Below are 23,838 nucleotides of genomic sequence, written 5' to 3'. Positions count from 1 at the left end.
GGGGTGGGCGTTCCTCGGTGGTGGCGGGCGCCCGGTCGCCGGTTCGGCGGGGGTGCGGGTCCGATGAGCCGGGGCGGCGGGCCGTACCAGCTCATCGGGGGTCAGAAGCGGATCGGCAGTGCGGACAGGCCGCGCACCACCGAACCGGTCAGCCGCCGGCTCAGCTCCTCCTCCGCACAGCCCAGCGCCAGGCCGGGCGGTCCCTGCTGAACTCAGGGGTGAAAAGGAACTCGAAAGGTAGCTTCTCCGGCATCCGAGCCACCCTAGATCGTTATCGGCAGCGCGGCGAGCGATCTGATGATGGAGCCGCTGAAGCGCCACCTGAGCTGCTCCTCCGGGCAGGCCAGCCTGATGTCGCCGAGCCGCGCCAGCAACGTGCCGAAGGCGATCTGTCCCTCCATGCGCGCCAGCGGTGCGCCGAGGCAGAAGTGGATGCCGTGGCCGAAGCTGACGTGCCTGTTGTCCTCACGGGCGATGTCGAGGCTCTCGGCCCGCTCGAAGGCCATCGGGTCGCGACCCGCCGCGCCGATGGAGATGTGCACGAAGCTGCCCTTCGGGATCGGCGTGCCGGCGATCTCCATGTCCTCCACCGCGATGCGGAAGGTCCCTCGCTCGACGGGGGCGTCGTAGCGCAGGAACTCCTCCACCGCGCTGGGCAGCAGTTCGGGCTTGGCGCGCAGCAGGTCGAGCTGGTCGGGGTTGCGCAGCAGGGCCAGCATGCCGTTCCCGATGAGGTTGACGGTCGTCTCGTGGCCGGCGATCAGCAGCAGCGCCAGCGTGGAAAGCACCTCGCGCTCGCTCAGCTCCTCGCTGGTGACCAGCACGCTCACCAGGTCGTCGGAGGGCGCGGCGCGCCGTTCGGCGATCAGGCGGGTGAAGTAGGCGCGCAGCTCGTCGCTCTGCTCCCGCCTGGCTCTGACCTGCTCGTCGTCGAGGGCGGGCTGGACCAGCGCCGCCGACCACCTGCGGAAGTCGGCCCTGTCGCGGTCGGGAACGCCGAGCAGCTCGCAGATGACGATGATCGGCAAGGGAAAGGCGAAGGCGTCGATCAGCTCGACGGTGTCACCCTCGAAGGCGTCGATCAGCTCGTCGGTGATCGCCTGGACGCGCGGGCGCAGCTGCTCGATCCTGCGCGGCGTGAACGCCTTCGACACCACCTTCCTCAGCCGGGTGTGGTCAGGCGGATCCGACATCAGCATGTTGTCGGAGAGCACGGGATTCTGCTGCGAGACCGCCTCGCGAAACCACTCGGGTCCGCTGGCGAGGTTCTTGGACAGGCGCGGATCGCTCAGCGCGGGCCTGGCGTGCTCGTAGTCGACGACCACGAACCCGGAGGCTCCAGGGGGGAAGTCGATGGCGTGGACGGGTCCCTCGGCCCGGAGTCCGGCGTAGGCCGCGTAGGGGTCGGCGCCGAACTCCGGGGAGAAGAAGAACTCAAACGGCAGCTTGTCGCTCACAGCTCCAGAGTGCCCCCGCGGCGGCAAGCGCAGGCGGTGGTGTGAGCTGAATCACTACGACAGGCGGACGTCCTTGATGATGACGGGCTTCTTCGGCGCGGTCGTGCCGCCGTCGCCCGTGACGTCGTTGGGGTTGACGATCAGGTCCTTCTCGTCCTTGGCGATCCCCAGCATCATCTCCATGCCCTCGCTGACGACGCCGAGCACGCTGTACTCCGCGGGCAGCTGGGTGTTGTCGTTCGACAGGGAGATGGCGAACTGACTGCCGTTCTGCCCCGCCGACCCCGACGGCTGGGTGATGAACACCACGCCCTGGCTGTACGGCATGCCGATGTTCTCGTCGCCGTAGGTGAAGCCGGCCGAGCCCTGGCCGTCCGTGGGGTTGACGCCGTCGGCCTTGGCCAGCGGGTCGCCGCACTGCAGCAGGTGCAGGCCGGACACGTCGGGCGTCACCAGACGCTGGCACTTGGTGTTGTCGAAGAAGTTCTTCTTGGCCAAGAAGTCCATGGCGTTGACCGAGCACGGCGCCTGATCGGTCATCAGATCGATGACGATCTTGCCGTGGTTGGTCAGGATGGTCATCTGCTTGAGCTTCTTGTTCGGCTTCTTGCCCGGCATGCCGACGTACTTGGTGGGGACGCCGGCGTTGGTCTCCTTCTTGTAGGTGCAGGAGACGGGGCCCGCCGAGACCGAAGGCGAGGCCGAGGGCACCGCGGGCACCGAGGTGCTGGCCGAGGGCGAGGCGGACGGAGTCTCCTCCGCGGCCATGGGGGTCGCGTCACTCCGGCCGAGCATCGTGGTGGCCGCGATGATGCCGCCGGCCACGAGCGCCACCGCCACGCCCGCGCCGATGAAGGTGTTCCGCTTGGCCTTCGCGGCCTGCTCGGCCGCACGCTGCGCCTGCCGCTCCTTGTGCTCCCGAGCCAACTGGCTCTGGCGGTCGTCACCGCTCACCGGTATTTCCTCCACGTTTGCCGACACATGACCAAACTGCTCCGCGCATGCTACCGGGGTTGGGAATGTGCTGGACGTAAGTGGCGAAAGGGGCCGGTGATGTGGAGGTCCTGAGAAGTACATGAGAAACCCGTCTCAGCGAACCGCGGCGTGGTGAGATCCGTAGTCGATATGAGAACGGAGTCATGACATGTTCGACGAGATCATGGGCCTGCCCGCGCACCCGCTGATCGTCCACTTCGCCGTGGTGCTCACGCCGTTGCTGGTCGCCGCCGCCGTCGCCTACGCCCTGGTGCCCCGCTTCCAGCCGTACCTGGCGTGGGCGGTGGTGCTGCTCTCGCTGGCCGCTCCCGCGGCGGTCTTCGCCGCGCGGCAGAGCGGCGCCGCGCTGAAGCAGGCGCGCTTCGCCGAGGTCGGGGGAGAGCTGGGCCAGCGCATCGCCGGTCACGAGAGCTTCGCCACGCCCCTGCTGTTCAGCACGATCGGGCTCGGCGCCGCCTCCCTGCTGATGGTCTACTTGTGGCGGGCCAAGCTGCGGGTGCCCGCGTGGACGCTGTCGGCGGTGAGTGTGGTGCTGGCTGTGGTGGCCGGCTACTACGTCTTCCGAGCAGGGGATTCCGGCGCCAGGGCGGTGTGGGGACTGTAGGCTCGGTTTGTGGAGAGTCTGTTCGATTCGGCCGCTGAGGAGGCCACCCCCCAGCCCCTGGCGGTGCGGATGCGCCCTCGCACCCTCGACGAGGTGCTCGGCCAGCGCCACCTCCTCGGCCAGGGCACCCCGCTGCGCAGGCTCGTCGAGAGCGAGGCGCCGATGTCGCTCTTCCTGTGGGGTCCTCCCGGCACCGGCAAGACGACGCTCGCCTACGTCGTGGCAGGGGTGACCAAGCGTCGTTTCGTGGAGATCTCCGCGGTGTCGGCGGGCGTGAAGGACGTGCGCGCCGCCATCGACAACGCCCGCCGCGAGCTCGGCATGACCGGCAGGCAGACCGTCCTGTTCGTCGACGAGGTGCATCGTTTCAACAAGGCCCAGCAGGACGCCCTGCTGCCCGCCGTCGAGAACAGGTGGGTCACCTTCATCGGCGCCACCACGGAGAACCCCTTCTTCTCCGTCATCTCGCCGCTGCTGTCCCGCTCGCTCCTGCTGACGCTCGAGTCGCTGTCCGACGACGACATCCGCGCGGTCCTGCGGCGGGCCGTCACCGACGAGCGCGGCCTGGACGGCCGCAACACGCTCGCGCCCGAGGCCCTCGACCATCTCGTACGGCTGGCCGGCGGCGACGCCCGCCGCTCCCTGACCTACCTCGAGGCGGCCGCCCTGCTGGCCGACGACATCACCGTCGAGGTCGTGGAGAAGGCCGTCGACAAGGCGGCCGTCCGCTACGACCGGCAGGGCGACCAGCACTACGACGTCATCAGCGCCTTCATCAAGTCGATGCGGGGCTCCGACGCCGACGCCGCGCTCCACTACCTGGCCCGCATGATCGAGGCGGGGGAGGACCCCAGGTTCATCGCCCGCAGGCTCGTCATCTTCGCCTCCGAAGACGTCGGCATGGCCGACAACACCTGTCTGCAGACCGCGGTGGCCGCCGCCCAGGCCGTGCAGCTCATCGGGCTGCCGGAGGCCGGCATCAACCTGGCCCACGCCGTCATCCACTGCGCGCTGGCACCCAAGTCCAACGCGGTGGTGAAGGCCATCGGCGCGGCGAGCGAAGACGTGCGGCGCGGCCTCATCGGCCAGGTGCCCGGCCACCTGCGCGACGCCCACTACCCGGGCGCCGCCAAACTCGGCCACGGCAAGGGCTACAAGTACCCGCACGACTTCGAGCACGGTCTGGTCCGCCAGCACTACGCGCCCGAGGAGACACGCGAGCGCCGCTACTACGAGCCGACCAGGCACGGCGGGGAGCTCGGCTACTCCGAGCGGTGGTCGAAGATCCGCGACTTCCTCCGGGGCGTCTCGTGACGCTCCACCACGTGGAGCTGTGGGTCGAGTCACTGGAGACGGCGCTGCCCGGCTTCACCTGGCTGTTCGGCAGGCTGGGCTACACGCCGTTCCAGGAGTGGGAGCACGGGCGGTCCTGGCGGTGCGGGCCGACCTACATCGTGATCGAGGAGTCGCCCGCGGCGACGCGCGTGCCGTACGACAGGATGCGCCCGGGCCTCAACCACCTGGCCTTCCACGCCGACGACGTCGACGCCATGGTGGCGGAGGCGGGCGCGCACGGCTGGCGGCTGATGTTCGCCGACCGCCACCCGCACGCGGGCGGTCCCGGCCACTACGCCGCCTACCTCGAGAACGAGCAGGGCTTCGAGGTCGAACTGGTCCGGGGCGTCCAGGCGTAGTGCGGGGAAGCCCGCCCGGGGACGCGATAGGGTCGTCTCCATTCCAGAACGCCAACGGGGACGGATCCGCTGATGCTGACCGCAGGAGAACTGGCCGGGCTGATCGTCGCCATGGGCTGGGCGATCCTCGTCTGCTTTCTCGCGATGGTGCTCGTCAAGCTCGCGCGGCTGCTCAGAGAGACCACCAAGCTGGTCTCCGACCTGAACGACAGGGTCGTGCCGCTGCTGGAGGACATGAGCATGACGGTCAACGAGGCCAACAGGCAGCTCGTCTCCGTCGAGGCCATCACCAGAGACGTCAAGCAGGTCAGTGGCCACGCCGCCAAGCTGAGCGCGGTCACCCAGACCATCTTCACCGGGCCGCTGATCAGGGTCTCGGCGCTGAGCCACGGCGTGCGCAGGGCCATCGAGGCCCGCAAGCAGCCGCGCAGCAGGCGGCGGCGATGATCAGAAGGTTGTTCTACATGGCGCTCGGCGCGTTCGGCGCCGTCTGGGTGATGCGCAAGCTGCAGGCGCTCAAACCCGACCACGTCGCCCGCAGGGCGGCCGACAGCGCCAGCGGCATGTTGCTGCAAGTGAGAGACTTTACCTCGGACGCGCTCGGCGAGGCCGCCGACCGCGAAATGGAGTTGCGCTCCCGCTTCGGGCTCGACAACCCTGACAACACCCACTAACGCAAAGGATGGCCGCTGATATGGAGTCGGCAGAGATCGCCCGCCGCTTCCTGCGCTTCTTCGAGGAGCGTGGGCACAAGGTCGTGCCCTCGGCCAGCCTGATCGCTGAGGATCCGACGCTGCTCCTGGTGCCCGCGGGCATGGTGCCCTTCAAGCCGTACTTCCTGGGGCAGCGCAAGCCTCCGGCGGCCCGGCTGGCCAGTGTGCAGAAGTGCGTGCGCACCCCTGACATCGAAGAGGTGGGCAAGACCACCCGCCACGCCACGTTCTTCCAGATGCTCGGCAACTTCTCCTTCGGCGACTACTTCAAGGAGCAGGCGATCCCCTTCGCCTGGGAGCTCCTGACGCGGTCCGAGTCCGACGGCGGCTTCGGCTTCCCCGAGGAGAAGCTCTGGGTGACGGTCTACCTCGACGACGACGAGGCGATCGACATCTGGCACAACAAGGTCGGCGTGCCGATGGAGCGCATCCAGCGCCGCGGCCTCGAGGACAACTACTGGCACATGGGCGTGCCGGGTCCCGGCGGCCCCTGCTCGGAGATCTACTACGACCGCGGCCCCGAGTACGGCAAGGACGGCGGCCCGGTCGCCGACGAGGACCGCTACCTCGAGGTCTGGAACAACGTCTTCATGCAGTACCAGCTCAGCGCGGTACGCAGCAAGGTCGACTTCGACGTGGCGGGCGAGCTGCCGGCCAAGAACATCGACACCGGCATGGGCCTCGAGCGCATGGCGACGATCCTGCAGGGCGTCGACAACCTCTACGAGATCGACACCACGTACAAGATCCTCGACAGCGCCGCCGAGCTCACCAAGACCCGCTACGGCCGCGACCCGCGCGCCGACGTCAGCCTGCGGGTCATCGCCGACCACGTGCGCACCGGCACCATGCTGGTCGCCGACGGCGTCATGCCCAGCAACGAGGGTCGCGGCTACGTCCTGCGCCGCATCCTGCGCCGCTCCATCCGCAACCTGCGCCTGCTCGGCTCGGGCGACGAGCGCTACATGCACGAGCTCACCGAGGTCACCATCAACGCGATGGGCGACACCTACCCCGAGCTCAAGGTCGACGCGCCGCAGATCCACGCGGTCATCGACGCCGAGGAGGCCTCCTTCCTCGGCACGCTCCGCACCGGCACTGCGATCTTCGACGTCGCGGTCGAGGAGACCAAGCGCAAGTCGGGCACCACGCTCTCGGGCGAGCAGGCCTTCCAGCTGCACGACACCTACGGCTTCCCGATCGACCTCACCCTCGAGATGGCCTCCGAGCAGGGGCTCAAGGTCGACGAAGAGGGCTTCCGCCGGTTGATGAAGGAGCAGCGCCAGCGGGCCAAGGCCGACGCGGCCGCCAAGAAGACCGGCAACGCCGACATCTCCGTCTTCGGCCAGCTGCTCGAGAACGCGGGCAAGGTCGAGTTCCTCGGCTACGACGAGACCAGCGCCGAGTCCAGCGTGGTCGGCATCATCGTCGACGGCGCCTCGGTGCCGGTGGCGGGCGCGGGCTCGACGGTCGAGGTCGTGCTGGGCCGTACCCCCTTCTACGCCGAGGGCGGCGGTCAGCTCGCCGACCAGGGCGTGCTGCGCACCTCGGGCGCGGAGGTCGACGTCCTCGACGTCCAGTCGCCGATCAAGGGCCTGGTCGTGCACAGGGGCAAGGTCCGCGCCGGCGAGCTCCGCGTGGGCGACGAGGTCCAGGCCGAGGTCGACGTCGAGCGCCGCAAGGCGATCTCGCGCAGCCACAGCGCCACCCACCTCGTGCACCGCGGCTTCAAGAACGCCCTCGGCGAGTCGGCGGCGCAGGCCGGTTCGGAGAACTCGCCCGGCCGCTTCCGCTTCGACTTCACCGCGGCGGGCGCCGTGTCGCCCAGCGTCCTGCGCGACGTCGAGGACGAGGTCAACGCGGTCCTCATCAACGACCTCAAGGTCAACGCCTTCTACACCTCCCAGGCCGAGGCCAGGGCGATGGGCGCGCTGGCCATGTTCGGCGAGAAGTACGGCGACGAGGTCCGCGTCGTGGAGATCGGCGACTACTCCCGCGAGCTGTGCGGCGGCACCCACGTCCACTCCTCCGGCCAGCTCGGCCTGGTCAAGGTGCTCGGCGAGCAGTCGGTCGGCGCGGGCGTGCGCCGCGTCGAGGCGCTGGTCGGCATCGACGCCTTCCGCTTCCTGGCCCGCGAGTCGCTCCTGGTCGCCCAGGTGACCGAGCAGCTCAAGGTGCGCCGCGAGGAGCTGCCCGAGCGCATCGAGGGCATCGTCACCAGGCTGCGCACCGCCGAGAAGGACCTGGAGAAGCTGCGTTCGGCGCAGGTGCTCCAGATCGCCGGAGAGCTGGCCTCGCAGGCCCATGACCTGCACGGAGTCTCCGTCGTCACGCACCGCGCGCCTGATGGAACCGGCCCGGACGATCTGCGTAAGCTCGCGCTTGACGTGCGCGGTAGGTTCCCTGGCGACCGTCCGGCGGTCGTCGTGCTCGCCGGCGTCCCCTCCGACCGGCCTGTGGTGGTTGCCGCGGTCAACGAGGCGGGACGCGAGCGTGGGCTCAAGGCCGGGAGACTGGTCGGCGTCGCCGCCAAGGCTCTTGGGGGTGGCGGTGGCGGCAAGGACGACGTCGCGCAGGGCGGAGGCACCCGTCCTGAGGCGATCGACGAGGCGTTGCGCATGGTCGCTGAGACCATCGCGGGGCAGCTCGCCTGACATGAGGTTCGGCGCACGACTCGCCGTCGACGTCGGTTCTGTCCGCATCGGCGTGGCCCGCAGCGACCCCTCGGGGATGCTGGCCACGCCGGTGGAGACCGTCAGGCGCGGGGCAGGCGACCTCGACCGCATCGCCCAGCTGGTGGCCGAGCACGAGGCGATCGAGGTGATCGTCGGGCTGCCCACCTCCCTGTCCGGACGCGAGGGGCAGGCGGCCGAGCTGGCCCGCTCCTTCGCCTCCGCTCTGGCCGTACGGCTGGGCGGGGTGCCCGTGCGGTTGTTCGACGAGCGGCTGACCACGGTGGCGGCGCAGCAGGGGCTGCGGGCCAGCGGGGTGAAGGCCAAGAAGCAGCGGTCGGTCGTGGACCAGGCGGCGGCCGTCGTGCTGCTGCAGGACGCGCTCGACTCCGAACGCGGCACCAACAGACCGCCAGGCAGACCCGTCGATCCGCCCCCTGCGGCGGACGACGGGTCCGCCCCGTGAGCGGGCCCCACGACAACAACCCGCCTCGGCGGGACGATACCTCCACGCCGGAAGCCGCCGCCACGCCGGATGGCGCCGCTCCGCCGGACGCCGTGGCCCGCAGACCCGGCACCGGCCCCTTGGAGCGGGACGGCGGCTCCCCGGACGGCGCCTCGCTCCCACCGAGCGACGACGCCGCTCCATCGAGCGACGGCACGGGGCCATCGGGTGAGGATCCGGCTTCCTCGGACGACGGCTGGGTCTCTTCACGCGGTGGTTCCGTTTCGTCCGGTGGTGGCTCGGCTTCGTCGGGTGATGGTTCTGTTTCGTCGGGTAGTGGCTCGGCTTCCTCGGACGATGGCTCGGCTTCTTCGCGCGGTGATGCTGTTCCATCGGGAGGCGGTTCCGCTTCCTCGGGCCGGGGTTCTGTTCCAGCGGGTGGCGGCTCGGGGGCGGTGGAGGGCGGCTCCCTGGAGGACACGGCGCCCTTCACGCCCGATGACAGGCTCCTGGCGACGGGCGAACCCGAGAGACCTTCGGACGCAGCCCCCAGGAACTCGGCTGGCCGCGCCGAGGACGACCCCTCACCCGAGCCCCCTCTCGCGCCCGGGCGAGAGAGGTCGCCTGAGGGCGCGTCTGGTCGTAAGGCAGCGTCTGGTCGTGAGACAGCGTCTGGTCGTGAGACAGAGGCGTCGCCCGAGCGAGCGGCTGATCCCGAGAACGACATGCCGCCCCCTCCGGAGCCCGACGGCGAAGGGGAATCGGCATCAGCGGACGCCGGCGCCGCGGAGACCCGTGACGGGAGAGCGGTGCGGCCGGAAGGCTACAGCGCGGCGGAGACCGGCGACGAAGGGCCGCCAGGGTCTGAAGGCGCGCCGGAGGCTGACGGCGAGAGCGCGGCCGGGTCCGAAGGTGAGGACGAGGCGGGGGGCGAGGACGAGGCGGGGGGCGAGGACGAGGCGGCCGACGTGATCCCCTTCGATCGTCCGTCGGACGAGGAGGAGCAGGCGGCGGAGGACGCCGATACGGAGGCCGGTGCCCCCGGCAAGTCCTCCTCGGACGATGACCAGGCCCACAGCAGGAGCAGGTCGCTGCGCAGGGCCGGGCTGCTGGCCGCCGGCGCCGCCGCCTCCGTGCTGGCCCTCGGAGTCGCCGCGTTCGTGGTGCTCAAGCCGTACATCAGCCCCGACGACTTCGAAGGAGCGGGAACGGGCGCGGTGACGGTGCGTATCGTGCCGGGCGCCAGCGCCGGAGACGTCGGCGAGGTGCTGGCCGACGCGGGTGTCGTCGCGAGCGCCAGGTCGTTCGTGAACGTCACGGAGGAACGTTCCAAAGCCGGCAGCCTGCACCCCGGGCACTACCGCCTGCGCAAGGGGATGGCCGCGTCAGCCGCGCTCGACCTGCTCCTGTCCCCGCGCTCGCGCATCGTCAGGCGGGTCACGCTGCCCGAGGGGATGCGGCAGACCGAGGCGCTCCCGCACCTGGCCAAGCAGGCCGGTATCCCGCTCAAGGACTTCCAGGCGGTCAAGGACACCACCCTGGGACTGCCCGGCTACGCGCGCGGCGCTGAGGGCTTCCTCTACCCGGCGACCTACGAGGTCGAGCCGGGCACCACGGCGGCCGACCTGCTCAGGCGCATGGTGAGCAGGTACAAGCAGGCGGCGCAGGCGATCGAGCTCGAAACGCGCGCCGCCGAGGTCCACCTCACGCCGCTGGAGGCCGTCACGGTGGCGAGCCTCGTGCAGGCGGAGGGCGGAAGGGACAGCGACTACCCGAAGATCGCTAGGGTGATCTACAACAGGCTCAAGGGCGGAACCCCGCTCCAGCTCGACGCCACCGTCACGTACGCACTGGGCAGGAGGACGCTGAAGGTGTCGGTGGAGGACACCAAGGTCCGCTCGCCGTACAACACCTATCGGCACAAGGGACTGCCTCCAGGACCGATCGCCAATCCGGGAGAGAAGGCGCTGATGGCGGCGCTGTACCCCGCGGAAGGTGACTGGTACTGGTTTGTGACGACGGACCCGGAGCATAGAATCACGAAATTCACCGACAAAGAGAGTGAGTTCGTGAGATACCGGGAAGAGTTGAACGATTACCTCGGGACGCATTGATGCTCATCGGGACACCCCCCGTCCCACCGAGGCCCCGGCCCAGGGTCGGGGCGCTCGCGCTCCCCGTATCCCCTAGCATGGCTACGCACAGTGATCTCCGCTGGTCATCGCCCCAAGGCTGGCGGACACCCCCGTTCGGCTCGGTAACCCCCACCGGTTTGGCACAACCCCTTGACGCCAGGCCGTTCCTACCGGGAGATTGGCCAGCGCACCTATGAACGATCTCGACATGGACTTCCTGCTCGGCGCCGAGGACGACGAAGGTCGAACCCGGGGCCGCTCTCGTGATTCCGCCAAGACCGGCCGCGGTCGCCGCCGGCGCAGGCGCCGCAACCGAGGCAGATTCCTCGCCCCCCTGCTCGCCATGATCGTCCTGGTCGGCATCATCGGCGGCGGCGGCTACTACGGGTACCTCTGGCTCAGCGACGCGCTGGTGCCCGACGACTTCAAGGGCCCGGGCACCGGCGAGGTGGTGATCGAGGTCAAGGACGGCCAGAACGCCTCCGACGTCGCCAAGACCCTGCAGGCCCAGGGCGTCGTGGCCAGCGAGCGCGCCTTCACCAACGCGATCGCCAGCGCGGGCAAGAGTTCGGCGCTGCAGCCCGGCCAGTACACCCTCAAAAAGGGCATGCCGGCCGCGACGGCCGTCGAGGTGCTCGTCTCGGGCGAGAAGCTGCAGAACACGGTGCTCATCAAGGAGGGCATCAGGCTCAGCGAGGTCTTCGAGATCCTCGCCAAGCAGACCAAGAAGCCGGCGAAGGAGTTCGCCGAAGCGGCCAAGGACAAGGAGGCCATCGGCCTTCCCCCCTACGCCAGAGGGCTCGAGGGCTACGCCTTCCCCGCCACCTACCAGTTCGAGCCGAACGCCTCGCCGACCCAGATCCTCACGCAGATGGTCGACCGCTACACCCAGGCGGCGGGCAAGACGAACCTGGAAGAGGCGGCCAAGCAGCTCGGGCACACGCCCGCGGAGATCATGACGATCGCGAGCATCGTGCAGGCCGAGGCGGGCACGTACGAGGACATGCCGAAGATCGCGGAAGTGATCTACAACAGGCTCGCCCTCAAGCCGCCGATGCACCTGCGGATGGACAGCACGGTCATGTACGGGCTCAGAAAGTACGGCATCTCGGCCACCCACGCCGACCTGGCGAGTAAGTCGAAGTACAACACGTACATGTACCAGGGGCTGCCGCCGGGCCCGATCGGCAACCCGGGCGAGCACGCGATCGAGGCGGCTCTCAACCCGAGCGACAACGGCTACCTGTACTTCGTGACCACGGACCCCAAGAAGAGGATCACGAAGTTCACGACCCGCGAAGACGAGTTCTGGAAGCTCAAGGCCGAGTTCGACCGCAACAACGGCTGAAGCCGCTGTTTGAGTGCTCCCAGCTTTGCCGCTCCCTCTGGGCGGGCCGCCCTCCCGGCCCGCCCACACTCCGGACTCGCGCCTTTTCTTTCTCTCGGCCTGGGCCCGGGTCGTCTGCTCTCCTTCCGGCCTGTACGGCAAGCCCCGTCACGCTCCCCGGTGGTCACCGCTGACCGTCTGCCCGGTCGACGCCACTCGGGCGCGCCGGTGATCCGCCGTTACATCGCCCGTGAACCCGACAGGCCGAGGAACGGTCACGCCGCGCGGGTGTGACGCTGAAGCGTCGTTCCTTCGCTCGTGAGGATGACCGCCTGTCCTCGGGTGTCCGTGACGGTGGCAGGCCACGTGGGCTCGGTGAGCGTATCCCTGGAGGGAGCCCGGCCCCGTGCCCACGGTGGCGCTTGAGAGGGCTTGCCGTACAGGAGAGCCCGTAGGGGGTGGAGAGCGGGCGGGCCGGGGGGCGGGTGACGACGTGCAGGAGAGCGGGGGCGGTAGAGTCCTGGGATCGGTCGGTGGGGAGAAGGAGTGGACGTGCGGACGACGGGACGGGCGGCGGTGCTGGGGTCGCCGATCGCGCACTCGCTCTCGCCCTACCTGCACAGGGCGGCCTACCAGGCGATGGGCCTGACCGGCTGGACCTACGAGGCGCACGAGTGCGACGAGGCGCGGCTTCCTGCCCTGCTCGACGCCGCCGACTGGGCCGGGCTGTCGCTGACGATGCCGCTCAAGCGGGCCGTGCTCCCGCTGCTCGACACGGTCTCCGACCTGGCCGTCGAGGTGGGCGGAGCCAACACGGTGGTGTTCACCGACGGGGTCAGGCACGGCGACAACACCGACGTCTACGGCATCGAACGGGCCCTGGCCGAGGCCGGGGTTCCCGCGCCGGGCTCGGCGCTGGTGCTGGGGGCGGGCGCGACCGCCGCCTCGGCGCTGGCGGCCCTGCGCAACCTCGGCCTGCGGACGGCGACGCTGGTGGCGCGCGACCCCGCCAGGGCGGGGGAGACCATCGAGGTGGCCGAACGGCTCGGGGTGGCTCTCGCGGTGGAGACGTTCGACAAGCTCGAGGCGCTGCTCGACGTCGACCTGGTGGTCTCGACGCTACCCGGGGGCGCGGCCGACTCCTTCGCCGGGCAGCTCGCCCGGGTTCCGGCGCTGTTCGACGTCGTCTACGCGCCGTGGCCGACCCGGCTGGCCGCCGCCGTGGAGGCCGGGGGCGGGAAGGTGGTCGGCGGGTTCCCGATGCTGCTGCACCAGGCCGTCAGGCAGGTGGAGCTGATGACGGGACGTGGGGACGTGCCGGTCGAGGCGATGCGCGCGGCAGGCGAGGCCGAGATCCGCAGACGGGCCGCGCAAACGGCTTGACCACATCGAGGCCGGACCAAGCGGGGTTCTCCTCGGTGAACCGCCACTTCCACCGCCTGGGATGCGCTGGTCGCCGTCAGCGTGGCGGGACTGCGTCGATCAGTCGCCTGACCGCCTCGAGATCGCCGGTCACCGTGAGTGCGCCGTCATCGATCGCCGAGGCCAGTGAACGTTCGTGGCTCAGTACGGACTGCAGCGTGAGATGGTCGCTCTCGAGGTATGCGTCCGCCGGGCCGGAATCCTGGCCGCGCGCGACGGCGGCCAGTTCGCCGTCGACGACCTCGACGCGGTAGACGTCGCGTTCCAGGGCGATCCGGTACGTCGCGGTCCACGGCGCGTCCGGCTGCGGCACGAAGAAGGCGCGCAGGCCGAGCAGTACGGTGTCGGCGCTGATTCCCCCGGTCAGTGGCACGACCGGTGAGCGCATGCCCCAGGTCCGAAGCGCCGCGAACACCGGCTCCAACTCGGCGCCCCATTCGGTCAGCTCGTACGTCCTGCCGGCCACAGGCGGTGGCAGCGTACGCCTGCGCAGAACGCCGACCGCCTCGAGATCTCGTAGCCGCTGTGCGAGCACACTGGGGCCCAGTCCGGGCAGGGCGGCCTGCAGGTCGGCGTAGCGGCGTGGCCCGAGGCGCAGTTCCCGCACCACCAGCAGTGCCCAGCGCTCGCCGATCATGTCGAGCGCGTGGGCAATGGGACACGCCTGTCCGTACGTGCGCTTGCCGACCTTCTCGCCGACTTTCTCGGAGGTCTTCTCAGGGATCTTCGCGCTCGCCATCGCCACCACGTCCGTAGTCGGCCACATCTAACTACGAAAATAGTAGCATCTACTTCGATTATCGAAGTAGAGTCGTGACGAGGCACGCTCGACCCGACCCCGGAGGGACACCATGCACGACAGCCAGGCGACCACGAGCCCGTCCCAGACCACACCGCAGGAGACGGTGCACGCCAACGATGTCGACCTGGCCGTACAGGCCTTCGGCGACCCGAGCAACCCCGCGATCCTGCTCATCTCGGGCGCGGAGGCGTCGATGGACTGGTGGGACGACGACTTCACCGCCCGACTCGCCGCGTCCGGCCGGTATGTGATCCGCTACGACACCCGTGACACCGGTCGCTCCACGACGTTCCCCGTCGGCGCGCCGACGTACACACAGGCTGACCTGCTCGCCGACGCGGTCGGCGTGCTCGACGCGTACGGCCTGGCCGCCGCGCACATCGTGGGCATCTCGATGGGCGGGGGCCTCGCGCAGCGGCTCGGCATCGAACACCCGGAACGGGTCCTGTCGCTCACCTTGATGTCCACCAGCCCCGGCGGGCCCGGCGGTCCGGACGATCCCGACCTGCCGCCGATGAGCGAGGCGTTGGCCAAGATGTTCGAGGATCCGGCCCCCGGCCCCGACTGGTCCGACCGCGACGCGGTCATCGCGTACTTCCTCGCCGCCGAGCACGCCTTCTCCGGCACGATCCCGGTCGACGAGGACCGTGTACGCCGCACCGCCGGGCGGGCGTTCGACCGCAGCCCGGTTCCGGCGGCCGCGTCGAACCACTGGATGATCGAGGGCGGCGAGCCGATCCGCCCCCGCCTCGGCGAGATCACCGCACCGACCCTGGTCCTGCACGGAACCGAGGACCCACTGTTCCCCTACGGCCATGCCGAGGCCCTGGCCCGCGAGATCCCCGGTGCCTCGCTGATCCCGCTGCCCGGCATGGGCCACCAGATGCCGCCGTACCAGGTGTGGGACACGGTCATCCCGGCGATCGTCGGGCACACCGAGCCCGGCGTGCGGTGACCGACCGGGGTCTCCGCTCCTCCATCAGGAAGACGACTCTCCTTGACCAGGGAGACGGATCTTCGGGCGGCCGAAGGGGTCACCGCTCCTTCGTCAGGGAGTCTGTGATCGGGGAGGCGGATCCTCGTGCTGCAGTGGTCCCCGCACCAGGAAGACGAAACCCCTTGACCAGGAGGCTTGCTACGCTCCTTCGCCGGGAGACGGCCCCCGTTCGGGCTGCTCCTTCACCGGAGAGCGGGGCGCGGGATGATTCGGAGAACGCCCGTGGTTGTGGTAATGTAGCTCTCTGATCGGTCCGGCATGCCTGCTGGACGCGCAAGCGGAGGTCCCCCTCCCACCTGTTCACCGCGAGGTGGCCGGGTCAAGGATCACGCCGGACTTACTCCGGGGAGCTTACGGCCATTTGAGCCGCCAAGCTCAGTGGCCCCGCATGCGCGACGTGCGGGGCATTTTCGCGTTCACGCGCGCCGATGCCCGGCACGATCGAGCGCGTAGGGATCGCATACCTAGGAGGCCCCATCAGCACTGAGCCCCGCATCAACGAGCGCATCCGTGTGCCCGAGGTTCGCCTCGTCGGCCCGAACGGTGAGCAGGTCGGCATCGTGTCCATTCACGATGCGCTGAAGCTCGCTCAGGAGGCCGACCTCGATTTGGTCGAGGTCGCGGCCACGGCTCGTCCGCCCGTGTGCAAGCTCATGGACTACGGCAAGTTCAAGTACGAGTCCGCGATGAAGGCGCGCGAGGCGCGCAAGAATCAGGCGCACACGATCATCAAGGAGATCAAGCTCCGGCCGAAGATCGACCCGCACGACTACGAGACCAAGAAGGGTCACGTGGTGCGGTTCCTCAAGGCGGGGGACAAGGTCAAAGTCACGATCATGTTCCGCGGACGTGAGCAGTCGCGTCCCGAGCTGGGATTCCGGCTCCTCCAGCGGCTGGCCGAGGACGTGACGGAGCTCGGCTTCGTCGAGTCCCAGCCGAAGCAGGACGGTCGTAACATGATCATGGTGATCGGTCCGCACAAGAAGAAGGCCGAGGCCAAGGCCGAAAAGGCAGCGGCCAAGGCGCAGCGCGATGGCGAGGAGCCTTCCGCACCGGAAGAGTGACCCGCAGTTGGGGTTAGCCTTACAGGCAACCCAGCCAGCGCCAGAGGAACAACGCCGCAACCGGGCCGGCCCGCACGGGCCCGGGATTCGGCACGGACGAATTGAGGAGAGACGGCAGATGCCGAAGATGAAGTCGCACAGCGGTGCGAAGAAGCGGTTCCGGGTGACCGGCTCCGGCAAGATCGTTCGCCGCCGGGCGAACCGCAAGCACCTGCTTGAGCACAAGCCGTCAACCCGCACCCGCCGGCTCGCGCCGGACGTGGTGATGTCCGACGCCGACACCAAGAAGATCAAGAAGCTGCTCGCTAAGTAGCGCAAGTCCCCGGGGAGATACAACATGGCACGCGTGAAGCGGGCGCTCAACGCCAAGAAGAAGCGCAGGGTCGTCCTCGAGCGGGCGAGTGGTTACCGTGGCCAGCGGTCCAGGCTGTACCGCAAGGCCAAGGAGCAGATGCTCCACTCGATGACCTACGCCTACCGTGACCGCAAGGACCGCAAGGGCGCTTTCCGCCGCCTGTGGATCCAGCGGATCAACGCTGCGGCTCGTCAGAACGGCATGACCTACAACCGCCTGATCCAGGGTCTGCGTCTGGCCAACATCGAGGTCGACCGCAAGATCCTCGCGGACCTCGCTGTCAACGACAGCCAGACTTTCGCGACGCTGGTCGAGGCCGCCAAGAAGGCTCTGCCGGCGAACGTGAACGCCCCGGCTGCGGGCTGACCGTTCCCACACGGTTCTTCAGGGCCCACCGACGCGTCGGTGGGCCCGTTTGCGTTCCCCCGGCTTCTGCCAACTCCGTGCCGGGCCCGGGCCGGCCTCTGCGTGGTGCATTCCATCGCCGGGCCGGCCTCTGCGTGATGCTCTCCGTCCGCCGGGCCGGCCTCTGCGTGATGCCCTCCGTCCGCCGGGCCGGCCTCTGCGTGATGCTCTCCGTACCGGGCCGGCCTCTGCGATGCTCTCCGTCCGCCGGGCCGTACGGCAAGCGGGGTCGGGCTCTCCCGTGGTCACCGCCTGCCGCCCGTCTGTCGACGCCACTCGAGCGCGCCGCCTTCCCGCCGCTACATCGCCCGGAAAAGGCCTCAGGCGGGACGACGGCAGCCCTTGCGTCAACACCCGGCACGCACGTGAACGAGGAGGAGCCGTGACGTCGCCCTCCGCGCAGCGCTTGGATGACGGGGAGCCGTGACGTCGCCCTAAGCCGTGAGGTCGCTCGCACAGGACACAGGTGGACCACAGGACTCGGGTGGAGGGCCGGAAGTGGTCGGGAACGGGTCGCGAGGGCAGGACAATGGCTCGTGCGGGGCATGAGCGTTCGATGAGTGGGGGACACAGGGCATGGCCGGATCCGAGCTGACCAATGTGAAGGCTCCGCGGGTGAAAGCGGCGCGGCGGCTCACCAAGCGCGCCTTCAGGGAGCAGGACCGCAAGTTCCTCGCCGAGGGCCCGCAGGCCGTTCGTGAGGCGCTGAAGCTCGAGGGCGTCGTGGTCGAGCTGTTCACCACCGCCGAGGCCGAGCTCCGCCACGGCGACCTCATCACCGACGCCACCCTGAAGGGCGTGCCCATCCACCGGGCGAGCGGCGAGGTGATGGCCGAACTGTCCCAGACGGTCACCCCGCAGGGACTGGTGGCCATCTGCGGTCTCGTCCACACGCCGCTGGAGGAGGCCGTGACGGAGCGGGCGCGGCTGGTGGCGGTCCTCGCACACGTGCGAGACCCCGGCAACGCCGGCACCGTGATGCGCACCGCCGACGCGGCGGGCGCCGACTCGGTGATCTTCACGGACGCCTCGGTCGATCCCTACAACGGCAAGTGCGTCAGGGCGAGCGCGGGCAGCCTGTTCCACCTGCCGGTGGTGATCGGGACACCGGTGGGCCAGGCCGTCCAGCGGCTGAAGGAGAGCGGGCTGCGGGTTCTCGCGGCGGACGGTTCCGGCAAGCACACGCTTGACGACGTCGACCTGTCGGGCCCGACCGCCTGGGTGTTCGGCAACGAGGCATGGGGACTGCCCGAGGAACTCCTGGCCCTGGCCGACGACGTGGTCCGCGTCCCCATCTACGGCCAGGCCGAAAGCCTCAACCTCGCCACCGCGGCCGCCGTCTGCCTCTACGCCTCCGCCCGAGCCCAACGAACCACCTGAACGACCACCCGTCGGACGATACGCGCGCTTGGACGACTTCTCCTGGGTGACTCCTTCTGTTGGACGGCGTTCCCGGGGGTAACCCGCCTCGTCTGGTGGCCGTTCGTGGCATGACGCGCCTCGTGGGGTGGCCGTTCCTCGGGTGGGGCGGCTGTGCCGTTGGGTGACCACCCGTGGGGAGTGAGCGGCTGAGGTCGCCTCGTCGGGGACGTCAGCCGGTGAGCTCGCGTGCCGTGTCCCTGGACGGGCGCCCGCCGGCGCATTGGATGGGCCCTCCCGTGCGGTAGCCGTACAAGAATGAGGGACGTCCGCGCAGGCTCATACGGATGCCCGCGCACGCACCCACGCATGCCCGCGCACTCGCCGGAAGATGTGCGTGCGGATGCCCGGGCTCAGCGCATGCGGATGCCCTGGCCGGGCGGGAAACCCGCTATTGTCGGGCTTGTAGGTGTCGAGGAGGCGGGGTTCGTGCACGGCGAAGATACCGATGGGCGAGTGGCCGATCCCTCGTGCTCGGTGCCGATCGACGACCTTCCCGACGGGCTCATCGTCACCGATCGGTTCGGCACGATCCTGGCCGTCAACCGGGCCGCGACGCGGCTCACCGGCGTCGCCCGTGAGCGGGCCGTCGGCGGCGACATCAACGAGGTCTTCCCCTTCCGCGACCACGACGGGCGCGAGTGGTGGAAGTGCCTCGACCCGCACAGCGGGCTGCGCACCAGGACGAGAGTGCCCGAGCGCCCGCTGCACCTGCCGGGCGGGCAGGAACTGCACGTCACGGCCAGGCTCGTGCGCAGGCCGCCGAGGAGCGGCGACGTCGAGCGGGTGACGATCACGCTGCGCGACGGGGGAGCGAGGGCCAGGCTGGAGCGCAGCAGGGCCGACCTCGTCTCCACGGTCGCCCACGAGCTGCGCTCGCCGCTGACCAGTGTGAAGGGCTTCACCGCCACACTGCTGGCCAAGTGGACCCGCTTCACCGAAGAGCAGAAGCTCGTGATGCTCGAGACCGTCAACAACGACGCCGACCGGGTGACCAGGCTGATCACCGAGCTGCTCGACGTCTCGCGCATCGAGTCGGGGCGGCTGGAGATCCACCGGCAGGTGGTCGACGTGGCGGCTCGCGCGCGCCGGATCATCGCCGGGAGGGTCGCGGCGGGTGAGCCCGAAGACCGCTTCAGGCTGAACGTCGCCGACGAGCTGCCGGAGATGTGGCTCGACGCCGACAAGATCGACCAGATTCTCGGTAACCTGGTGGAGAACGCGGTGCGCCACGGAAGGGGCACCGTCACGATCGAGATCGAATCCGTCGGCTGGGGGGTTGCCGTGTCCGTGCGAGACCAGGGCGAGGGCATCGCGCCCGAGCTGGCCCCGCGCGTCTTCCGGCAGTTCTGGCGCGGCAACAGCCGCAGGCGCGGCGGCACCGGTCTCGGCCTGTTCATCGTGAAGGGTCTGGTCGAGGCCCACGGTGGCACGATCACCGTGCAGCGGGCGCCCGAGGGCGGGGCGGAGTTCCGATTTACCATGCCCGCAGGCACCCCCGACTTCGCGTAGGGCCCTGCGGGCTTTCCACAGCAGGTACGGCAGGCCGCAGCTTTTTCCACAGACGGCCGTCGCCGCACGACCCGTCCTGCCGATCCGACTAGACTCGGGTCCGCTCAAGCCCTGGATACGGAGCTCTCTCTTGTCTGACTACGACCCCGTCGAGGTCACCCCACTGCACGCCGACGAGCTGGCGGGCATGGAGGCCGAGGCCGTCGCCGCGATCAAGGCGGCGGGCGATCTCGACGCACTCAAGCAGGTCCGCCTCGCGCACGCCGGAGACCGCTCGCCGATCGCGCTGGCCAACCGCGAGATCGGCGCCCTGCCGCCCGCGGCCCGCGCCGAGGCGGGCAAGCGCATCGGCGCCGCCCGCAAGGCGATCAACGAGGCGCTCGCCGCGCGCCAGGCCGAGCTGGAGGCCGAGCGCGACGCCCGCGTCCTCGTCGAGGAGACCGTCGACGTCACGCTGCCGTGGGACCGCGTCCCGAGGGGCGCCCGCCACCCGCTGACCACCATGCAGGAGCGCATCGCCGACACCTTCGTCGCGATGGGCTACGAGGTCGCGGAGGGTCCCGAGCTCGAAGGCGAGTGGTTCAACTTCGACGCGCTCAACATCGCCGCCGACCACCCCGCCCGCTCCGACCACGACACCTTCTTCGTGGAGTCCACCGACTCGGGCAAGGTGCTGCGCACCCAGACCTCGCCCGTGCAGATCAGGGCGCTGCTGCAGAGGGGCGTCCCCGTCTACGTGGTCTCGCCCGGCAAGGTGTTCCGCACCGACGAGCTCGACGCCACCCACACCCCCGTCTTCCACCAGGTCGAGGGCCTGGCGATCGACGAGGGCCTGACGATGGCGCACCTCAAGGGCACGCTCGACAGGTTCGCCGAGATCATGTTCGGCGAGGGCATCACGACCAGGTTCAGGCCCAACTACTTCCCCTTCACCGAGCCTTCGGCCGAGATGGACCTGAAGTGCTTCGTGTGCAGGGGCCAGTCGGCCGTTCCCGGCAACCCGCCGTGCCGCACCTGCAAGTCCGAGGGCTGGATCGAGTGGGGCGGCTGCGGCATGGTCAACCCGCGCGTGCTCGTCGCCTGTGGCGTCGACCCGCGCAAGTACTCCGGCTTCGCCTTCGGCATGGGCATCGAGCGGACGCTGATGTTCCGCCACAACGCCGAAGACATGCGTGACATGGTCGAGGGCGACGTCCGCTTCACCCTCCCGTTCGGAATGGAGATCTGATGAAGGTCCCGCTTTCCTGGCTGCGGGAGCACGTCGACCTCCCCGCCGTCACCGCGCACGAGGTGGCGGACAAGCTCACCGCCGCCGGGCTCAAGCTCGAGAGCATCACCTCCCACGGCCACGACGTGAAGAACGTCGTGGTCGGTGAGGTGCTCTCGGTCGAGGAGCTGACCGGCTTCAAGAAGCCGATCCGCCACTGCATGGTCGAGGTCGGCGAGGCCGAGCCGCGCCAGATCGTCTGCGGCGCCGCCAACTTCGTCGCCGGCGACCGCGTGCCGGTCGTGCTGCCCGGCGGCGTGCTGCCCGGCGGTTTCGAGGTCGGCGCGCGCAAGACCTACGGCCGCCTGTCCGAGGGCATGATCTGCTCCGAGCGCGAGCTGGGTCTCGGCGACGACCACAACGGCATCATGGTCCTGCCGGCCGACACCCCGATCGGCACCGACGTGGTCGAGCTGCTCGGCCTGCGCGACGACGTGATCGAGCTGGAGATCACCCCCGACATCGGCTACGCCCTGTCGATTAGGGGCGTGGCGCGCGAGGCGGCCACCGCCTTCGGCGTCGCCTTCCGCGACCCCGCCGCCGTCGAGCTGCCCGCCGCGACCGAGCCCGCCTACCCGGCCTCGATCGGCGACCCCACCGCGTGCGACAGGTTCGTGCTGCGCGAGGTGCGCGGCTTCGACCCCGCGGCGCCCAGCCCGCTGTGGATGCGCATCAGGCTGACCAGGGCGGGCATGCGCCCGGTGTCGCTGGCCGTCGACGTCACCAACTACGTGATGCTCGAGCTCGGCCAGCCGCTGCACGCCTTCGACAGGGCCAAGCTGACCGGCGAGATCGTCGTACGGCGGGCGCGCCAGGGCGAGACCCTGGAGACGCTCGACCACGTCGTGCGCAAGCTCACCACCGACGACATCCTCATCACCGACGGTTCGGGCGCGATCTCGATGGCGGGCACGATGGGCGGCCTGCACACCGAGATCTCCGCCGACTCCACGGACATCGTGATCGAGGCGGCGCACTTCTCGGCCACCGGCACGGCCCGCATGTCCCGCAGGCACAACCTGGTGTCCGAGGCGTCCAAGCGGTTCGAGCGCGGCGTCGACCGCGAGCTGCCGCTGGTGGCCTCCTGGCGGGCGGTGCAGCTGCTGACCTCACTCGGCGGGGCCACGGCCGCGCCCGGCGTCACCCACGCCGAGACCGAGGTCACGCCGGTGCGCATCGCGATCCCCACCGCCCACCCGGGCGCGGTGGCCGGCGTACCCTACTCCCGCGAGAGCGTCATCACCCGCCTCGAACAGGTCGGGTGCGTGGTGGAGCCGGGCTCCGACCCCGCGCCGCAGCGCGGCGGCGTCGACGCCACCGGCGTCGTGTCCGGCGGTGACACCGACGGGCTGCTGGCGGTGACGGGCGACGACATGATCACCGTGACGCCGCCGTCGTGGCGTCCCGACCTCACCGACCCCAACGACCTGGCCGAAGAGGTCATCAGGCTCGAGGGTTACGAGAACCTGCCCTCGATCCTGCCCAAGGCCCCCGCGGGCGCGGGCCTGACCGAGGCGCAGCGGCTGCGCAGGCGCGTGGGCCGCTCGCTGGCCGCCGCGGGCTACGTCGAGGTGCTCGCCTACCCGTTCGTGGGCGAGCGCGACCTCGACCACCTGCAGCTGCCCGAGGGCGACGACCGCCGCCGTGCCGTACGGCTGGCCAACCCGCTGTCCGAGGACGAGCCGCTCATGCGGACCACACTGCTGCCGGGCCTGCTCAAGATCCTTGTGCGCAACGTGGGTCGCGGCTTCGGCGACGTGGCGCTGTTCGAGACCGGCCTGGTCTACCGGCCGGTCGAGGGCGCGCCCGCCAAGGCGCCGGTGCTCGGCGTCGACGGCAGGCCGTCCGACGACGAGCTCGGCTCGATCGAGTCGGCGCTGCCCAGGCAGCCGCAGCGGGTCGCCGTCGTGCTCGCCGGCGAGTTCGAGCGCTCGGGCTGGTGGGGCAAGGGCCGCCAGGCCACCTGGGCCGACGCCGTCCAGGCGGCCAGGCTGGTGGCGGCCGAGGCCAACGTGGAGCTGACGGTCGTGGCCGACCAGCACGAGCCGTGGCACCCCGGCAGGTGCGCCGCCTTCTACGTGGGCGACGTGCTCGTCGGCCACGGCGGCGAGCTGCACCCGCGCGTGATCGAGGCCTACGGGCTGCCGCCGCGCACCTGCGCGATGGAGCTTGAGCTCACCCGCCTGGAGAAGGCCATGCCGGGGCCGGTGGAGACGCCGCCCGTCTCCTCCTACCCGATCGCCACCCAGGACGTCGCGCTGATCGTGCCCGACTGGACCCCTGTCGCCGACGTCGCGGCGGCGCTGCGCGACGGCGCGGGCGAGCTGCTCGAGTCGGTGCGGCTGTTCGACGTCTACACCGGCGCGCAGGTGGGCGAGGGGAACAAGTCCCTGGCCTATACGCTGCGCTTCCGCGCGGCCGACCGCACGCTGACGGTGGAGGAGACGACCGCCGCCCGTGACGCGGCCGTGGCGATGGCGGCCGACCGCGTCGGCGCCCAGCTGCGCGGAGCCTGAGCGAGCGAAGGGCCCGGGCGCACGACGGTGTGCGCC

Annotated in this window: 21 protein-coding genes; 18 read left to right on the top strand and 3 right to left on the bottom strand. The window is 70.0% G+C overall.

What is annotated here, in order from left to right:
- Positions 1-263 precede the first annotated feature (263 nt).
- Positions 264-1,457, bottom strand: coding sequence for a cytochrome P450 family protein (locus H4W81_RS18225; protein ID WP_318781799.1), 1,194 nt, complete (start codon positions 1,455-1,457; stop codon positions 264-266).
- Between the two features lie 54 nt (positions 1,458-1,511).
- Positions 1,512-2,411 carry a peptidylprolyl isomerase gene (locus tag H4W81_RS18220; RefSeq protein WP_192775919.1) on the bottom strand — a complete coding sequence of 300 codons (900 nt, stop codon included), beginning with the start codon at positions 2,409-2,411 and terminating at the stop codon, positions 1,512-1,514.
- Positions 2,412-2,601: 190 nt separating this feature from the next.
- Between H4W81_RS18220 and H4W81_RS18215 the strand changes: the two genes are divergently transcribed.
- From H4W81_RS18215 to H4W81_RS18170, 10 genes are all read left to right on the top strand, one after another.
- Positions 2,602-3,057, top strand: a complete 456-nt coding sequence (locus H4W81_RS18215) for a DUF2231 domain-containing protein (RefSeq protein ID WP_192775918.1) — start codon at positions 2,602-2,604, stop codon at positions 3,055-3,057.
- Positions 3,058-3,126: 69 nt separating this feature from the next.
- Positions 3,127-4,371 (top strand): replication-associated recombination protein A, encoded by a 1,245-nt coding sequence (locus H4W81_RS18210; protein WP_225959836.1) that lies wholly within the window; start codon positions 3,127-3,129, stop codon positions 4,369-4,371.
- Between the two features lie 11 nt (positions 4,372-4,382).
- Positions 4,383-4,751: a VOC family protein gene (locus H4W81_RS18205; RefSeq protein WP_318781798.1), complete on the top strand. Its 369-nt coding sequence runs from the start codon at positions 4,383-4,385 to the stop codon at positions 4,749-4,751.
- A gap of 72 nt (positions 4,752-4,823) precedes the next feature.
- Entirely contained in the window at positions 4,824-5,198 is a 375-nt protein-coding gene (locus H4W81_RS18200; RefSeq protein ID WP_192775915.1) for a DUF948 domain-containing protein, read from the top strand.
- Positions 5,195-5,425 (top strand): hypothetical protein, encoded by a 231-nt coding sequence (locus tag H4W81_RS18195; protein WP_192775914.1) that lies wholly within the window; start codon positions 5,195-5,197, stop codon positions 5,423-5,425. The genes H4W81_RS18200 and H4W81_RS18195 overlap by 4 nt, the downstream gene beginning before the upstream one ends.
- 20 nt (positions 5,426-5,445) lie before the next feature.
- Positions 5,446-8,118, top strand: a complete 2,673-nt coding sequence (gene alaS, locus H4W81_RS18190; protein WP_192775913.1) for an alanine--tRNA ligase — start codon at positions 5,446-5,448, stop codon at positions 8,116-8,118.
- Position 8,119: 1 nt separating this feature from the next.
- Entirely contained in the window at positions 8,120-8,602 is a 483-nt protein-coding gene (gene ruvX / locus H4W81_RS18185; RefSeq protein WP_192775912.1) for a Holliday junction resolvase RuvX, read from the top strand.
- Between the two features lie 788 nt (positions 8,603-9,390).
- Positions 9,391-10,695, top strand: a complete 1,305-nt coding sequence (mltG, locus tag H4W81_RS18180; RefSeq protein ID WP_318781797.1) for an endolytic transglycosylase MltG — start codon at positions 9,391-9,393, stop codon at positions 10,693-10,695.
- 214 nt (positions 10,696-10,909) lie between these two features.
- Complete coding sequence (mltG, locus tag H4W81_RS18175) at positions 10,910-12,064, top strand: endolytic transglycosylase MltG (protein WP_192775910.1); 1,155 nt, start codon at positions 10,910-10,912, stop codon at positions 12,062-12,064.
- Between the two features lie 531 nt (positions 12,065-12,595).
- Positions 12,596-13,426: a shikimate dehydrogenase gene (locus tag H4W81_RS18170; protein ID WP_192775909.1), complete on the top strand. Its 831-nt coding sequence runs from the start codon at positions 12,596-12,598 to the stop codon at positions 13,424-13,426.
- A 76-nt stretch (positions 13,427-13,502) separates the two neighbouring features.
- On the opposite strand, the gene H4W81_RS18165 is transcribed toward H4W81_RS18170, so the two are convergent.
- Positions 13,503-14,204 (bottom strand): winged helix-turn-helix transcriptional regulator, encoded by a 702-nt coding sequence (locus H4W81_RS18165; RefSeq protein WP_192775908.1) that lies wholly within the window; start codon positions 14,202-14,204, stop codon positions 13,503-13,505.
- A gap of 112 nt (positions 14,205-14,316) precedes the next feature.
- Here H4W81_RS18165 and H4W81_RS18160 point away from each other — a divergent pair, with 112 nt between their 5' ends.
- From H4W81_RS18160 to H4W81_RS18125, 8 genes are all read left to right on the top strand, one after another.
- Positions 14,317-15,222: an alpha/beta fold hydrolase gene (locus H4W81_RS18160; protein ID WP_192775907.1), complete on the top strand. Its 906-nt coding sequence runs from the start codon at positions 14,317-14,319 to the stop codon at positions 15,220-15,222.
- A 470-nt stretch (positions 15,223-15,692) separates the two neighbouring features.
- Positions 15,693-16,328, top strand: coding sequence for a translation initiation factor IF-3 (gene infC / locus H4W81_RS18155; RefSeq protein WP_192775906.1), 636 nt, complete (start codon positions 15,693-15,695; stop codon positions 16,326-16,328).
- A 118-nt stretch (positions 16,329-16,446) separates the two neighbouring features.
- Positions 16,447-16,641: a 50S ribosomal protein L35 gene (gene rpmI, locus H4W81_RS18150; RefSeq protein WP_192775905.1), complete on the top strand. Its 195-nt coding sequence runs from the start codon at positions 16,447-16,449 to the stop codon at positions 16,639-16,641.
- 24 nt (positions 16,642-16,665) lie between these two features.
- The gene (gene rplT, locus H4W81_RS18145) at positions 16,666-17,049 is read left to right on the top strand and encodes a 50S ribosomal protein L20 (RefSeq protein WP_192775904.1); all 384 of its coding nucleotides are present in this window, start codon (positions 16,666-16,668) and stop codon (positions 17,047-17,049) included.
- A 615-nt stretch (positions 17,050-17,664) separates the two neighbouring features.
- Complete coding sequence (locus tag H4W81_RS18140; RefSeq protein ID WP_192775903.1) at positions 17,665-18,468, top strand: TrmH family RNA methyltransferase; 804 nt, start codon at positions 17,665-17,667, stop codon at positions 18,466-18,468.
- 468 nt (positions 18,469-18,936) lie between these two features.
- Positions 18,937-20,019: a sensor histidine kinase gene (locus H4W81_RS18135; protein ID WP_318781796.1), complete on the top strand. Its 1,083-nt coding sequence runs from the start codon at positions 18,937-18,939 to the stop codon at positions 20,017-20,019.
- 187 nt (positions 20,020-20,206) lie between these two features.
- Positions 20,207-21,247 (top strand): phenylalanine--tRNA ligase subunit alpha, encoded by a 1,041-nt coding sequence (gene pheS / locus H4W81_RS18130; RefSeq protein WP_225959833.1) that lies wholly within the window; start codon positions 20,207-20,209, stop codon positions 21,245-21,247.
- Positions 21,247-23,802, top strand: a complete 2,556-nt coding sequence (locus H4W81_RS18125; protein ID WP_192775901.1) for a phenylalanine--tRNA ligase subunit beta — start codon at positions 21,247-21,249, stop codon at positions 23,800-23,802. Before pheS ends, H4W81_RS18125 begins: the two co-directional genes overlap by 1 nt.
- Positions 23,803-23,838 lie beyond the last annotated feature (36 nt).

This window comes from Nonomuraea africana, assembly GCF_014873535.1.
In the GTDB taxonomy this organism is placed as follows: Bacteria; Actinomycetota; Actinomycetes; order Streptosporangiales; family Streptosporangiaceae; genus Nonomuraea; species Nonomuraea africana.
Note: the sequence above shows the minus strand (reverse complement) of the source record. Positions and strands in the feature narration are given on the sequence as shown.

What these genes read in the sequence shown, in the direction of transcription:
- infC (WP_192775906.1), top strand. Translation starts at nt 15,693, where the DNA reads ATGCCCGGCACGATCGAGCGCGTAGGGATCGCATACCTAGGAGGCCCC.
- pheS (WP_225959833.1), top strand. Translation starts at nt 20,207, where the DNA reads ATGGAGGCCGAGGCCGTCGCCGCGATCAAGGCGGCGGGCGATCTCGAC.
- rplT (WP_192775904.1), top strand. Translation starts at nt 16,666, where the DNA reads ATGGCACGCGTGAAGCGGGCGCTCAACGCCAAGAAGAAGCGCAGGGTC.
- H4W81_RS18210 (WP_225959836.1), top strand. Translation starts at nt 3,127, where the DNA reads ATGCGCCCTCGCACCCTCGACGAGGTGCTCGGCCAGCGCCACCTCCTC.
- H4W81_RS18140 (WP_192775903.1), top strand. Translation starts at nt 17,665, where the DNA reads ATGGCCGGATCCGAGCTGACCAATGTGAAGGCTCCGCGGGTGAAAGCG.
- H4W81_RS18125 (WP_192775901.1), top strand. Translation starts at nt 21,247, where the DNA reads ATGAAGGTCCCGCTTTCCTGGCTGCGGGAGCACGTCGACCTCCCCGCC.
- ruvX (WP_192775912.1), top strand. Translation starts at nt 8,120, where the DNA reads ATGAGGTTCGGCGCACGACTCGCCGTCGACGTCGGTTCTGTCCGCATC.
- H4W81_RS18160 (WP_192775907.1), top strand. Translation starts at nt 14,317, where the DNA reads ATGCACGACAGCCAGGCGACCACGAGCCCGTCCCAGACCACACCGCAG.
- H4W81_RS18165 (WP_192775908.1), bottom strand. Translation starts at nt 14,204, where the DNA reads ATGGCGAGCGCGAAGATCCCTGAGAAGACCTCCGAGAAAGTCGGCGAG.
- alaS (WP_192775913.1), top strand. Translation starts at nt 5,446, where the DNA reads ATGGAGTCGGCAGAGATCGCCCGCCGCTTCCTGCGCTTCTTCGAGGAG.
- rpmI (WP_192775905.1), top strand. Translation starts at nt 16,447, where the DNA reads ATGCCGAAGATGAAGTCGCACAGCGGTGCGAAGAAGCGGTTCCGGGTG.
- mltG (WP_192775910.1), top strand. Translation starts at nt 10,910, where the DNA reads ATGAACGATCTCGACATGGACTTCCTGCTCGGCGCCGAGGACGACGAA.
- H4W81_RS18200 (WP_192775915.1), top strand. Translation starts at nt 4,824, where the DNA reads ATGCTGACCGCAGGAGAACTGGCCGGGCTGATCGTCGCCATGGGCTGG.
- H4W81_RS18195 (WP_192775914.1), top strand. Translation starts at nt 5,195, where the DNA reads ATGATCAGAAGGTTGTTCTACATGGCGCTCGGCGCGTTCGGCGCCGTC.
- H4W81_RS18215 (WP_192775918.1), top strand. Translation starts at nt 2,602, where the DNA reads ATGTTCGACGAGATCATGGGCCTGCCCGCGCACCCGCTGATCGTCCAC.